The 13,682-nt window shown below is 59.6% G+C and carries 12 protein-coding genes; 10 read left to right on the top strand and 2 right to left on the bottom strand.

Going from position 1 to position 13,682, the window contains the following annotated elements; translation table 11 throughout:
• Nucleotides 1-38: 38 nt before the first annotated feature.
• Entirely contained in the window at nucleotides 39-785 is a 747-nt protein-coding gene (locus ABH909_RS01015; RefSeq protein WP_429429813.1) for an RsiV family protein, read from the bottom strand.
• Nucleotides 786-1,014: 229 nt separating this feature from the next.
• On the opposite strand from ABH909_RS01015, the gene ABH909_RS01010 reads away from it, so the two are divergent.
• The 9 genes from ABH909_RS01010 (at nucleotide 1,015) to ABH909_RS00970 (ending at nucleotide 10,388) form a co-directional block, all read left to right on the top strand.
• A complete protein-coding gene (locus ABH909_RS01010; protein WP_429429811.1) occupies nucleotides 1,015-1,632 on the top strand; it encodes an NUDIX domain-containing protein in 618 nt (205 codons plus the stop codon).
• Complete coding sequence (locus ABH909_RS01005) at nucleotides 1,623-2,075, top strand: DUF1249 domain-containing protein (protein WP_007902592.1); 453 nt, start codon at nucleotides 1,623-1,625, stop codon at nucleotides 2,073-2,075. The genes ABH909_RS01010 and ABH909_RS01005 overlap by 10 nt, the downstream gene beginning before the upstream one ends.
• Before the next feature lie 111 nt (nucleotides 2,076-2,186).
• Complete coding sequence (gene cpdA, locus ABH909_RS01000; RefSeq protein ID WP_429439704.1) at nucleotides 2,187-3,002, top strand: 3',5'-cyclic-AMP phosphodiesterase; 816 nt, start codon at nucleotides 2,187-2,189, stop codon at nucleotides 3,000-3,002.
• A 148-nt stretch (nucleotides 3,003-3,150) separates the two neighbouring features.
• Nucleotides 3,151-3,759 (top strand): YqiA/YcfP family alpha/beta fold hydrolase, encoded by a 609-nt coding sequence (locus ABH909_RS00995; RefSeq protein ID WP_429429809.1) that lies wholly within the window; start codon nucleotides 3,151-3,153, stop codon nucleotides 3,757-3,759.
• A gap of 52 nt (nucleotides 3,760-3,811) precedes the next feature.
• On the top strand, nucleotides 3,812-5,716 hold the full coding sequence (gene parE / locus ABH909_RS00990; RefSeq protein WP_429429807.1) for a DNA topoisomerase IV subunit B: 1,905 nt from the start codon (nucleotides 3,812-3,814) through the stop codon (nucleotides 5,714-5,716).
• Nucleotides 5,716-6,705, top strand: a complete 990-nt coding sequence (locus tag ABH909_RS00985) for an esterase-like activity of phytase family protein (protein ID WP_429429805.1) — start codon at nucleotides 5,716-5,718, stop codon at nucleotides 6,703-6,705. Before parE ends, ABH909_RS00985 begins: the two co-directional genes overlap by 1 nt.
• Nucleotides 6,702-7,226 (top strand): retropepsin-like aspartic protease family protein, encoded by a 525-nt coding sequence (locus ABH909_RS00980; RefSeq protein ID WP_429429803.1) that lies wholly within the window; start codon nucleotides 6,702-6,704, stop codon nucleotides 7,224-7,226. Before ABH909_RS00985 ends, ABH909_RS00980 begins: the two co-directional genes overlap by 4 nt.
• A 7-nt stretch (nucleotides 7,227-7,233) precedes the next feature.
• Nucleotides 7,234-9,498 (top strand): DNA topoisomerase IV subunit A, encoded by a 2,265-nt coding sequence (gene parC / locus ABH909_RS00975; protein ID WP_429429801.1) that lies wholly within the window; start codon nucleotides 7,234-7,236, stop codon nucleotides 9,496-9,498.
• Nucleotides 9,499-9,674: 176 nt separating this feature from the next.
• Nucleotides 9,675-10,388, top strand: a complete 714-nt coding sequence (locus tag ABH909_RS00970) for a PqiC family protein (protein WP_429429799.1) — start codon at nucleotides 9,675-9,677, stop codon at nucleotides 10,386-10,388.
• A gap of 378 nt (nucleotides 10,389-10,766) precedes the next feature.
• Here ABH909_RS00970 and ABH909_RS00965 read toward each other — a convergent pair whose 3' ends face one another.
• Entirely contained in the window at nucleotides 10,767-12,302 is a 1,536-nt protein-coding gene (locus ABH909_RS00965) for an AhpA/YtjB family protein (RefSeq protein ID WP_429429797.1), read from the bottom strand.
• 135 nt (nucleotides 12,303-12,437) lie between these two features.
• Between ABH909_RS00965 and serB the strand changes: the two genes are divergently transcribed.
• Nucleotides 12,438-13,652, top strand: a complete 1,215-nt coding sequence (gene serB / locus ABH909_RS00960; RefSeq protein ID WP_429429796.1) for a phosphoserine phosphatase SerB — start codon at nucleotides 12,438-12,440, stop codon at nucleotides 13,650-13,652.
• Nucleotides 13,653-13,682 lie beyond the last annotated feature (30 nt).

Raw genomic sequence — 13,682 nt, 5'->3', positions numbered from 1 at the left:
AACGATCACAACGCTTGTCTCTGCTCTCTGGCGAGCCTTCAGCTACGGCCGGGAAACAGTTCGGGCTTGAGAATACCGTTCAGGCGCGGGTAGGGGATCTTCAGTTCGACGTGGCCCAATGCGTAAGGCGCAAGGGTGCTCACTTCGTACTTGAGGATCACCCCGCCATAGGTTAACGCTACGTTCTGGGTTTTCACGAAGGGCCAGCTCTTCACGAACTCCGGTTCCTGATCGAGCTTGGTGCTGATCAGCCAGCTGTTGTGCGCCACTTGGGCCGCTTTCCAGAACGCCTCTTCCTGCCCCGGGACCAACATGTCCGAGAGGGTCAGCACTTTATGCTGCTGCCGCGAATAGTTGATGAAACCGCGGCCCGGCGTGCCATGGGCACCGCCAGTGTCCAGATAGCTGGACAATTCAATGATCACCAAGCCGTCATGCTGCTCACGTACCTTGGCTTGCAGATAACTGCTGTAGCGCGGACCAGCACTGCTCAAGAACTGCTCGCGATACGCCGCCAGCGTTGGCGCTACGGGGGCTTCGGGTGAGGTACGGGTCATTTGCAAGAGGCGTTTTTCGATGATGCCGTCAAGTGCAGGCTCATCGGGGAAATGCAGCGTATCGATATTCACCAGCGGGCATTCAGGGTTGGCGCAGCCTGGTTTCAGCTGTTCCGATGCGTCGCGGGTAGTTTCCAGCGGCGCCCGATAGTTGGGCTGGAACAAACTCTGGCAGGCGCCCAAGGTCAGGGCGATTGCGGTCACGGAGGCGATTTTAAAAAGCGACATGGGCGTCCTTCATAAAACAGGGAAAGGCGAAAAGTTACCCGCTTCGACTCTCAACGAAGCAGTCAGTTCGCCACTAAGCTAATTAGAGTTGGTTTCATCCTCACCGTCTATCTCGCTGACTGGAAAGGGGCTGCATCAAACATCGTGGGCGCGTTAGGATGGCGCGAAGTCGAGGTTGCAAGTAACAAAAAGGAGCCTCGGATCGGATTTGCAGTAAACGAGGATTGTCATGACTGATTTTGCCAACGCCATTCCGACCGCCGTTGATATCGTTCGGCGCGAAAAGTGCTACGAGGGCTTCTACAAGCTCGACCGAGTGCATTTGCGCCACGAATTGTTCGCCGGTGGCATGAGTCGCGAGATCAATCGTGAACTGTTCGTGCGCCATGATGCGGTGTGCGTGCTGCCTTACGATCCGCAGCGTGATGAAGTGGTGTTGATCGAACAGTTTCGCGTTGGCGCCATGGGCAAGACCGACAATCCGTGGCTGATCGAACTGGTCGCCGGTCTGATCGACAAGGATGAAGTACCGGAAGAAGTTGCTCACCGCGAAGCGCAGGAGGAAGCTGGGCTTGTATTCGGGGCACTCTGGCCGATCACCAAATATTTTCCATCGCCGGGTGGCAGTAACGAATTCGTGCACTTGTACCTGGGGCGTTGCGAGACAACCGGGGTTGGCGGCCTGCATGGGCTGGAGGAAGAGGCAGAAGATATTCGCGTCACGGTCTGGGCGTTCGAAGATGCCCTGCAAGCCGTACGCGACGGACGTATTGCCAACGCGCCAAGCATCATTGCCTTGCAATGGCTGGCTTTGAACCGCGTTGAAGTGAGGGGGTTATGGTCGTAAACAAGCTGCGCGATCGCTACCGGATCGACCTCGTGGGGCTGCAAGCCTCCTGCGAGGCCAATTACGCGCGCCTGATGCGACTGCTACCGGATATGCGTAGCGAACCGCAGGCACGGCGCATCGCCGTGACCCACGGCGACCAGATGCTGGGCGTGCTGGCCCTCGAAGTGCTGCAGGTTTGTCCGTATACCACGACCCTGCAAGTCCGCCAGGAACACAGCCTGCCGTGGCTGCCGGTGCCGCAACTGGAAGTTCAGGTGTATCACGACGCGTGCATGGCCGAAGTGGTCAGCGCCGAACATGCACGACGCTTCCGGGGCATCTATCCTTACCCGAACGCCGCGATGCATCAGCCGGATGAAAAAGCTCAGCTCAATCTGTTCCTGGGGGAATGGCTGAGCCATTGTCTGGCTTGCGGTCATGAGTACGCCGTTGTGCGCTAAGAGCCCTGTGTAGTTGTGAACTGCGTCCGGTTCACAGGTTTCCTCTTTTGATTGTCCCCCAGCATAATTGCGGCATTCATCAATCTCGTGATCACGCCCTGGGAGAACGCCTTGCCGAGCGTATCCACATTAACCACCGCCGATCCTGCGTTGCTGGTGCAACTCTCCGACAGCCATCTGTTTGCCGAGGCGGACGGGACATTGCTGGGCATGAATACCCGCGACAGCCTGCAACAGGTCATTGAGCTGGTCTTGAAGCAGCAGTCGCAGATTGATCTGATGATTGCCAGCGGCGATCTTTCACAGGACGGGACGCTGGAGTCGTATCAGCTGTTTCGTGACCTGACCCGGCAGATCGACGCTCCCGCGCGCTGGATTCCCGGGAATCATGACGAGCCGAAGATCATGGCCGAGGCGGCGGTGCAAAGTGCGCTGCTGGAGCCGGTGGTGGACATCGGCAACTGGCGGGTCACGTTGCTCGACTCCGCAGTACCGGGGTCGGTGCCGGGGTACTTGCAGGATGAGCAGTTGCAGTTGCTGGTTCGTTCCTTGAGTGAGGCGCCGCAGCGGCATCATCTGGTGTGTTTGCACCATCATCCAGTGTCGATCGGCTGTGCCTGGATGGAGCCCATTGGCTTGCGCAATCCAGAGGCGCTGTTTGCGGTGCTGGATCGCTTTCCACAGGTGCGTGCGGTGCTGTGGGGGCATGTGCATCAGGAAATCGACCAGGTGCGCAACGGTGTGCGCCTGCTCGCATCGCCCTCGACCTGCATTCAGTTCGAGCCGGGCAGTGATGATTTCAAGGTGAGCGCGCAGGCACCGGGGTATCGATGGTTGCGGTTGTTGCCGGATGGCCAGCTCGAAACAGGTGTTGAGCGCATCACCGGTTTCGACTTTCAGGTTGATTACGGCTCCAACGGCTACTGACAAAGCCGCTGTAGGAGCTGTCGAGTGCAACGAGGCTGCGATCTTTTGACTTTGTTTTTAAAAGCAAGGCCAAAAGATCGCAGCCTCGTTGCACTCGACAGCTCCTACAGTAAACTGCGCCTCTTTACCCGACGCACAGGGCGCTCAAATGTCTGGTTCGATCCTTTATATCCACGGTTTCAACAGCGCACCTGCCTCAAAAAAGGCCTGTCAGTTGATCAATGTGATGGAACGGCTGGGCTTGAGCGATCAGTTGCGTGTGCCGGCCTTGCATCATCATCCCCGCGAGGCCATCGATCAGCTGGAGCAGGCGATTGCCCAGCTGGGGCGGCCACTGCTGGTCGGCAGCTCCCTCGGCGGCTACTATGCGACTCACCTGGCCGAGCGCCATGGCTTGAAAGCCCTGTTGATCAACCCTGCCGTCAGCCCGCACCGGATGTTCGACGGGTTCCTGGGGACGCAGAAAAATTTGTATACCGATGAGACTTGGGAATTGACCCACGACCACATAACGGCCCTGGCCGAGCTGGAAGTGCCGGCGCCCAAGGATCCGCAGCGGTTTCAAGTATGGTTGCAGACCGGCGACGAAACGCTGGATTATCGCCTCGCCCAGCAGTATTACCGGGCCTGTGCCTTGCGTATCCAGGCGGGCGGCGACCATAGTTTCCAGGGTTTTGCCGAGCGATTGCCGGCAATGCTGAGTTTCGCCGGCATCGGCGCAGATTTGTATCAGGCGATTGATTTCACTGCACTGTGATTTGTCGCCTCTTTTTCACAAAACACTTTTTACAGGCGGACGACGAGACCCCATGGCCACTCCCAGCGCTAGCTCTTATAACGCAGACGCCATCGAAGTCCTCTCGGGCCTCGACCCGGTGCGCAAACGCCCCGGCATGTACACCGACACCAGTCGGCCGAACCACCTTGCCCAGGAAGTCATCGACAACAGCGTCGACGAAGCCTTGGCCGGGCATGCGACATCGGTGCAGGTCATCCTGCATGCCGATCACTCTCTGGAAGTCAGCGATGACGGCCGTGGCATGCCGGTGGACATTCACCCGGAAGAAGGTGTCTCGGGTGTCGAGCTGATCCTCACCAAGCTTCATGCGGGCGGCAAGTTTTCCAACAAGAACTACCAGTTCTCCGGCGGTCTGCACGGGGTGGGTATTTCCGTGGTCAACGCCTTGTCGACCGAAGTCCGGGTGCGTGTAAAACGTGACGGCAACGAATACCAGATGACGTTCGCCGATGGGTACAAGAAAACCGATCTGGAAGTGATCGGCACTGTCGGCAAGCGCAACACAGGCACCAGCGTGTTTTTCGCGCCGGACCCGAAGTATTTCGATTCGCCGAAATTCTCTATCAGCCGCCTCAAGCACGTGCTCAAGGCCAAGGCTGTTCTGTGCCCGGGGCTGCTGGTCAGTTTTGAAGACAAGGCCACCGGCGAAAAAGTCGAATGGCATTACGAAGACGGGCTGCGCTCCTACCTGGTGGATGCGGTCAGCGAATTCGAACGGCTGCCGAACGAGCCGTTCTGCGGCAGCCTGGCCGGTAATAAAGAAGCAGTCGATTGGGCGTTGCTGTGGTTGCCCGAGGGCGGCGACAGCGTCCAGGAAAGCTACGTCAACCTTATCCCGACGGCCCAGGGCGGTACGCACGTCAATGGTCTGCGACAGGGTTTGCTTGATGCGATGCGCGAGTTCTGCGAGTTCCGCAGCCTGTTGCCGCGCGGTGTGAAGCTGGCGCCGGAAGACGTCTGGGAGCGCATCGCGTTCGTCCTGTCGATGAAAATGCAGGAGCCGCAATTCTCCGGTCAGACCAAGGAGCGCCTGTCATCCCGTGAAGCGGCGGCTTTTGTTTCCGGTGTGGTCAAGGATGCCTTCAGCCTGTGGCTCAATGCTCACCCGGAAATGGGCATGCTGCTGGCGGAACTGGCGATCAATAACGCCGGCCGTCGTCTGAAGGCCAGCAAGAAGGTCGAGCGCAAGCGCATTACCCAAGGGCCGGCACTGCCGGGCAAACTCGCCGACTGCGCCGGGCAAGACCCGATGCGTTCCGAGCTGTTCCTGGTGGAAGGTGACTCCGCAGGCGGTTCGGCCAAGCAGGCGCGAGACAAGGAATTTCAAGCGATCCTGCCATTGCGCGGCAAGATTCTGAACACCTGGGAAGTCGACGGCGGCGAAGTGCTGGCCAGCCAGGAAGTGCATAACATCGCCGTGGCCATCGGTGTCGATCCGGGCTCGGCGGACATCGCCCAGCTGCGTTACGGCAAAATCTGCATCCTCGCCGACGCCGACTCCGACGGTCTGCACATTGCCACGTTGTTGTGCGCCTTGTTCGTCCAGCATTTCCGTCCGCTGGTGGATGCCGGTCACGTCTACGTCGCCATGCCGCCGCTGTACCGCATCGACCTGGGCAAAGAAATTTACTATGCCCTGGACGAGGCCGAGCGCGATGGCATCCTCGATCGGCTGGTCGCCGAGAAGAAGCGCGGCAAGCCACAGGTCACCCGATTCAAAGGTCTGGGTGAAATGAACCCGCCGCAGTTGCGCGAAACCACCATGGACCCGAACACGCGGCGTCTGGTGCAGTTGACGCTGGAAGATTTCGACGCGACCTCGGAAATGATGGACATGCTACTGGCGAAAAAACGCGCGGGCGATCGCAAGTCCTGGCTGGAGTCCAAGGGCAACCTGGCCGAGGTTCTGGGCTGATGCGATTGGGCTGGGCCCTGGCGTGTGCGTTGCTGCTGACCTCGGTAACGGTTTCGGCGGAGCCTGCACCCGAGCTGCGCTTGTTATCCGAGCATGCCGTCGACGGCATGCTCGGCGGCAATCTGTCGGGGCTGGCCCAGTGCGGCACGGACCTGTGGACCGTTTCGGATCGGGACGATGATCAAATCTATCGCCTCGACACCCGCAACAACACCTGGCAAGCGGAAACCGTGCGCATCGATGTACCCTTGGTGCCCGACAGCGGCTTGCCTTGGGGCTTGCGTTCGCGGACCTGGGCGGCGTCGTTTGTGCGGGGTGGGAACCTGGATTTCGAAGGCATCACCTGCGACAGCGCTGGCAATCGTTACATCGTCAGCGAAGCGCACGCTGCGGTGCTGCAAGTTCCGCCAATCGGGCCTGCGTCCTGGCTGAAAATCTCGCCGATGCTGGTACGCGAAGCGCGGGCCAGCGGTATGTTGCTGCACTTCAATGGGTTGTTTGAAGGGCTGGCGATCAATCCGGCCGGTGACACGCTGTGGCTGGCCGCCGAACGTGAGCGTCGCGGTTTGCTGGAGATCAAGCGCCAGCAAACGGTCTGGGACTGCAACGGTAGATGTGTGCTGCTGAGTGAGGCTGGGGTGGAAATGCAGCCAGCGCAATTTACCAAGGCCAGAACGCGCTCCCGGGATTTTGCCGATCTGTCATTGTTCGACGGCAAGCTGTTTACCCTTGAGCGCAACGTCTTTCAGGTTTGCCGCCGTGATGCAATGACAGCCAAGGTGGAGCGCTGCTGGTCGTTTGCCGCCGAGGCCTTGCAGGAAAACCGTCGTTATTCACAGCCCTTTGGGCTGACGGAAGCGCTGATCGTAGACGCCGATGGTGCCTGGATCGGTATCGACAACAATAATGGCGCGCGCGTCGATGGCGAGAAACGCCCGATTGTCTGGCGCTTTGCCGCACCTGAAGGTGGCTGGAGCGCGAAGCCATGAGTCAGCAACCGCCAGGCAAACGCGCCGGTCGAGTATTGATGGTGCTGGCCTGGTGCGCGGCGTTGTTTCTGGCAACACGGTTTTTCGGTCAATGGGAAGAGCGCCAGCAAAACCCGAATGGGGTGGTCAGCTCCGAGCAGGGCGATGGTTTTATCGAAGTGAAGCTGATCAGCAACAGTCAGGGACATTTTGTCGCCACTGGCCAGATCAACGGCCAGCCGGTGGATTTCATGCTCGACACCGGCGCGACCGACGTGGCGATCCCGGCCGAATTGGCCGAGCGACTGAAACTGGAAAAAGGCTTCGGGGTGACCCTGAGCACGGCCAATGGCTTGAGCGAGGGTTATCGAACCCGGCTCGACCGCCTTCAACTGGGCGACATCGTGCTGCGTGACGTTCGCGCGCTGGTGGCGCCCGGTTTGCACGGCAATCAGGTGCTGCTTGGCATGAGCGCACTGAACAAACTTGAATTTACCCAGCGCGGTGGCACCATGCTGCTGCGCCAGACAACGAACCGATGAGGCCCGCATGAGCGACTCCCTTGATCTCAGCCTGGACGGTGTAGAACGCCGGTCACTGGCTGACTTCACCGAAAATGCCTACCTCAACTACTCCATGTACGTGATCATGGACCGTGCCTTGCCGCATATCGGCGACGGCCTGAAACCGGTACAGCGACGCATCATCTATGCGATGAGCGAGTTGGGGCTGGACGCCGATTCCAAGCACAAGAAATCGGCGCGTACCGTCGGTGACGTGCTCGGTAAGTTCCACCCGCACGGCGACTCCGCGTGCTACGAAGCCATGGTCCTGATGGCCCAGCCGTTCAGCTACCGCTACACGCTGGTCGACGGCCAGGGTAACTGGGGTGCGCCGGACGATCCGAAGTCCTTCGCCGCCATGCGGTACACCGAAGCACGGCTGTCGCGTTATTCCGAAGTGCTGCTCAGCGAGTTGGGCCAAGGCACCGCGAACTGGGGCCCGAACTTCGACGGCACGCTGGAAGAGCCTTTGGTATTGCCGGCCCGTTTGCCGAATATCCTGCTTAACGGCACCACCGGTATCGCCGTTGGCATGGCCACCGACGTACCGCCGCATAACCTGCGCGAAGTCGCGACCGCTTGCGTGCGCTTGCTCGATGAGCCCAAGGCCACGGTCGAGCAGCTCTGCGAGCACATCCAGGGCCCGGATTACCCGACCGAAGCGGAAATCATCACGCCGCGTGCCGATCTGCTGAAAATCTACGAAACCGGTCGCGGTTCGGTGCGTATGCGCGCCGTTTATCACATCGAAGACGGCGACATCATCGTGACGGCGCTGCCGCATCAGGTCTCTGGCGCGAAAGTGCTCGAGCAGATCGCCGCGATGATGCAGGCCAAACCGTCGAAAGCGCCGCAGATCGCAGATTTGCGCGACGAATCGGACCACGAGAACCCATGCCGCATCGTGATCATTCCGGTCAACAGCCGGGTCGATCATGACGCGCTGATGCAGCACCTGTTCGCGACCACCGAGCTGGAATCCAGCTACCGGGTCAACATCAACATCATCGGCCTCGACGGCAAGCCGCAGCTCAAGAACCTGCGTGCGTTGCTGGTGGAATGGCTGGAGTTCCGCGTACAGACCGTGCGTCGACGTCTGCAATTTCGCCTGGACAAGGTCGAGCGTCGCCTGCACCTGTTGGACGGTTTGCTGATTGCCTACCTCAACCTGGATGAAGTGATCCACATCATCCGCACCGAGGAGCACCCCAAGGCCAGCCTGATCGAGCGCTTCGCCCTGAGCGAAATCCAGGCCGACTACATTCTCGATACCCGTTTGCGTCAGTTGGCGCGACTGGAAGAAATGAAGCTGCGTGCCGAGCAGGATGAATTGCTCAAGGAACAGGCCAAGCTGCAAGCCCTGCTGGGCAGCGAAGCCAAGTTGAAAAAACTGGTACGCAGCGAGCTGATCAAGGACGCCGAAACGTATGGCGACGACCGTCGTTCGCCAATCATCGAGCGCGCCGAAGCCAAGGCAATGACCGAACACGATCTGTTGCCGAACGAGAAAGTGACAGTCGTGCTGTCAGAAAAAGGCTGGGTTCGCTCCGCCAAAGGTCATGAGATCGACGCCACCGGGCTTTCCTACAAGGCCGGGGATGGCTTCAAGACCTCGGCAGCCGGGCGTTCCAACCAGTTTGCGGTGTTTATCGACTCCACCGGTCGCAGTTATTCGGTCGCGGCCCACACCTTGCCCTCGGCCCGTGGCCAGGGTGAACCGCTGACCGGTCGCTTGACGCCGCCGCCAGGGGCCAGTTTCGAATGCGTGCTGATGCCGGAAGACGATTCGCTGTACGTGATCGCCTCCGACGCCGGTTACGGTTTCGTGGTCAAGGGAGAAGACCTGCAAGCCAAGAACAAGGCAGGCAAGGCGTTGTTGAGTTTGCCGAACAACGCCAAAGTGATTCTGCCGCGCCCGGTAGCCGATCGTGAGCACAACTGGCTGGCCTCGGTGACCACCGAAGGTCGCCTGCTGATTTTCAAAATCAGCGATCTGCCACAATTAGGTAAAGGTAAAGGGAATAAGATCATCGGGATATCCGGTGAGCGTGTTGCCAGTCGCGAAGAATATGTTACGGACATTGCCGTTTTGCCCGAGGGTGCCACTTTGGTGCTACAGGCCGGGAAACGTACCTTGTCGCTGAAGGCGGACGACCTCGAACACTACAAAGGTGAGCGTGGACGCCGCGGTAACAAACTGCCACGTGGCTTTCAGAGGGTTGATGCGCTGTTCGTCGAAAACCTCAATTAAGCGTCCTAGAGCGCTCGATCTGCGATTTAAAGCGCAGGTCGACGCTTTGCCGCTGGAGTCGGAACGCATATTCACGGATGATATGGCCTTTCAAGCGCCGGTGTAGCCGAGCGTTCTTCATATTTTTTGAGTATTTTCACTGTGGCTAGCCTTGTGGCAGCCACCTGGATGGGACGATGACTGCTCTGCGCCTTCCTTTTATTTTGATGCTCGCCGGCGTACTTGGCCTGGCGGGTTGCAGCGTTCACCAACCGGTGTCGCTGTATCAGCTGGACAGCGGAAGTCCGGCTCAGCCTGCGCAAAGCGCCGGCATGGCGGTATTGCTGGGCCCGGTGACGGTTGCCGACTATCTGCAACGCGAAACCTTGTTGCAGCGTCAGCCCGATGGCAGCCTGCAAGCTTCGGTCGATGGTCGTTGGGCCGGCAGCCTGTCGTCCGACATCGATCAGCTGTTGTTGCGTCAGGTCGCGGGCCATCTGGACAGCCAGCGCGTTGTCCTGGCACCAGCGACATTAGGCTTCACGCCGGATGTTCAGGTGCTGCTGACGATCACGCGTCTGGATTCGGGTGTGTCGCAACCGGCAATCCTAGATGCTCAATGGCGGCTGATCGACCGTCGTGGCCAGGTGCGCGATAACCGCATCATTCATCTGCAGGAACAGCACACCGGCGGGACTGCGGCTCAGGTTCAGGCTCAGGGTGTGTTGCTGCAGCGTCTGGCCGAACAGCTGTCGACGGCGCTCAAGCCACTGGCGAACCAGCCGCCGATCGCCGAAGCACCTCGCAAACCAGCTGCCAAACCGGTGACACCGGCAGCAGAACCGGAGAAGCAGCAAAAAATTCCGATGGCTTCGCCGATTCGCACGGACATGGAAGTGTTCAGGTTCTAAGCCTGGATTGATCCAAAGCAAAGCCCGCCATTGATGCGGGCTTTGTTGTTTCTGCGGAATGAAATCTTCAGTGCTTCTGATGGCCTCTTCGCGAGCAAGCCCGCTCCCACAGTGGATCTTCAGTGAGCACACCGTTTATGGACAACCGAGATAAATGTGGGGAGCGGGCTTGCTCGCGAAGAGGCCGTGACAGGCAACAAAAAAACCGGATCAAAAGATCGCAGCCTTCGGCAGCTCCTACAGGGACCTAGGCCGCGGCCTTGCAGGGGCATGCGAACTTCGTAGGAGCTGCCGAAGGCTGCGATCTTTTCAGACAGTCACCAAAAAGCCCGCAGACAATCACTCATCTGCGGGCTTCTTTACAGCGGGGGCTAGGGTTTACGCCCGGCGTTCGTGCATCCGCGCCAGTTGCCGCTCCAGCATCGACGGATAAGGCTCCATCAAGCGCTCTACGCAGCATGCACCTTCAGGGCTGGCAATCGGGCGGATACGCGCACGCTGGCGAATCAGCGCGTCGTCACTGATCTTGCGCTCCACCAGCAGCAGGTTGCGGCTGTGTTGCGACAGGGCCAGCGCATCCTGAGCGGTTTCAGTCAGCAGCAAGTCGATCTGGCTCAAGCCGAACAACTCGTCACCCAGCGTCAGGCCCAGCTGCAATTGCAGGGTGATGCCGCTGTCGGCGACTTCGATCTGCAACTGATGGCCCAAGGCGCGCAGCAACTCACCACAGCAGATGGCGTTGGTCAGGTAATCGTCGCCGCTGTCTTCGGTGTGGAACAGCATCAGCGTGCTGCCATCATTCAATGTGTGCAGTTCACTCTGGTAAAGCGAGGCGGCCTGATCGAGGCAATCGCGGTAGCGCTTCAGCAGTTCTTCCAGGCGTGCACGGGGCAGGCGGCGCAGCTGATCTTGTGCGCCCAGTTGCACGGCCAGTACCGCGCTGTGCTGCGGCAGGTTCGATAGCTTCGGCTTGATGACTGGTTTCGGTGCGCTGTCTGTCGAGTCGTCACGCAGATCGGCAAACGGATCTTCGTCGTCCTCATCGTCTTCGACGGTGCTGACAGTGCGTCGCGGCGCAGGTTTTAGGCCGGCGACAGGCCTGGTTTCGTCAAAACCTGGATCGCGCAGGTTACGCACTTCGAAGGCCGGCTCGTTATCGTCGGCATCTTCGTAGTCGCTGTCGTCGTATTCAGATTCCGGCGCAGGTTCCGGCTCGGCCGGCTCCGGTGCAAAATTGGCGTGCAGCTGGCGAGCAAGGTCGCCGACCTCATCCTGACGCTCGGTGGCCGGGGTGTATTCGTCGATATTGCGCAGCCATACCCGCAATTGCATCAGTGGCGTGGAGAGATTGCGCCCCAGGCGCAGGCTCAAGGCCAGGGACAGCGCCAGCAGAATCGCACTCAGAATGCCCATGCTTTGCAGGCTGATGGTCATCGGCTGCTGGAACTGATCCATGTCCAGGCTGATGCGCAGTTGCCCGGCAGTCACGTCCTGGAAAGTGATTTTGCTCTGGTACATGCCTTCCGCTTCGCCCAGCAGGCCGTGCTTGGGGCGCTGACCGGCTTCGGCGAGGATGCGGTTATCCACGCTGTAGATGGCGGCGTGGGCCACCAGTTTGTTCTTGGTCAGGTTGTTGAGCAGCACGTTCAGGCTCAGGATGTCATTGGACACCAACAGTTCCGTGGCCGAGGTTGCGGTCTGGGTGGTCAGGCTTTCGCCCAGGGCATCCGCCTGCTCGTGCATGGCCTGCTTGAACTGCAAACCCATCACGCCGGCATAGATGACCAGCGCCAGGGCGACCAGGATCACGTTATGGCTGGCAATGCGCAATGCAATCGGTACACGGCGATGACGCAGTGCCCGGAAGATCAGCAGAAAGAAGTTATCGGTTTTTACTGGCGTGGGCCGGTTCACTTTGAGCTCGGCTCTTTGTCCGTGAAGTTGACGCGCAGTATAGCGACAGGCCCTAGGCCGTCAAAGCGCTCGCGGTGCCCGATGGTCACTGAAAATGGGTAGAATGCGGTTTTTTTCCACCTGCGGGGGTGCGCCTTGCGCGAAATCGTCCTGATAAACATCACGGGAGTCGACCGTCCGGGTCTGACTGCGGCCATTACCGGCGTTCTGGCCCAGGGTGGTGTGAACATTCTCGACATTGGTCAGGCGGTGATCCACGACACCCTGTCGTTCGGCATCCTGGTTGAAATTCCCGATACCGAAAAAGGTAATTCGGTGCTCAAGGACATCCTGTTCAAAGGCTATGAGCTTGAGCAACAGGTGCGTTTCACACCGGTATCCGAAGAGGATTACCAGTTGTGGGTCGGCAATCAGGGCAAGAAACGCCACATCGTCACCCTGCTGACCCGCAAAGTGACCGCCGAGCAATTGCAGCGCGTGAGCTCGATCACCGCCAAATATGGCCTGAACATCGATCATATCGATCGCCTGTCCGGGCGCATGCCGCTAGACACTCCGGCCGACAAGGGCAAGGGCTGCATCGAGTTTTCCGTACGCGGCGAGGCGGCCGACCCGCAAGCGCTGCGGGCCGAATTCCTCAGCGTCTCTCAAGAGTTGAACGTCGACATCGCCTTCCAGGAAGATTCGCTGTTCCGCCGTAACCGCCGTCTGGCGGTATTCGACATGGACTCGACGCTGATCGAAGCCGAAGTCATCGACGAACTGGCCAAGGCCGCCGGTGTGGGCGACCAGGTGTCTGCGATTACCGAGCGGGCGATGGCCGGCGAGCTGGACTTTCGCGCCAGCTTCAAAGAGCGCCTGGCCTTGCTGCAAGGGCTGGACGTCAGCGTACTGGACTCCATCGGCGCCTCGCTGCGCCTGACCGAAGGCGCCGAAACCCTGTTCGCCGAACTCAAGCGTCTGGGCTATAAGACGGCGATTCTGTCGGGCGGCTTCAGCTATTTCGCCAAGCAACTGCAAGCCAAGCTGGGCATCGACTATGTGTTCGCCAACGAACTGGCGGTGGTCGATGGCAAAGTTACTGGCGTGGCGGTTGAGCCGATTGTCGATGCGCAACGCAAGGCGGATCTGCTGCGTGAACTGGCGCATAAGGAAGGTTTGCGTCTGGAGCAGACGATTGCCGTCGGTGACGGTGCCAACGACTTGCCGATGCTGGCGATTGCCGGGCTGGGTGTAGCGTTCCGTGCCAAGCCGCTAGTCAAGCAATCGGCGAAACAGGCGATTTCCACCCTCGGGCTGGATGGCGTGCTGTATCTGCTGGGCTTCCGGGATCGCGACGGGCAGCTCTGAGTTTCAGATTGTCTGGGCGGGCCTCTTCGC

The organism is Pseudomonas sp. BS3782 TE3695 (assembly GCF_050435305.1).
Lineage (GTDB): Bacteria > Pseudomonadota > Gammaproteobacteria > Pseudomonadales > Pseudomonadaceae > Aquipseudomonas.
Note: the sequence above shows the minus strand (reverse complement) of the source record. Positions and strands in the feature narration are given on the sequence as shown.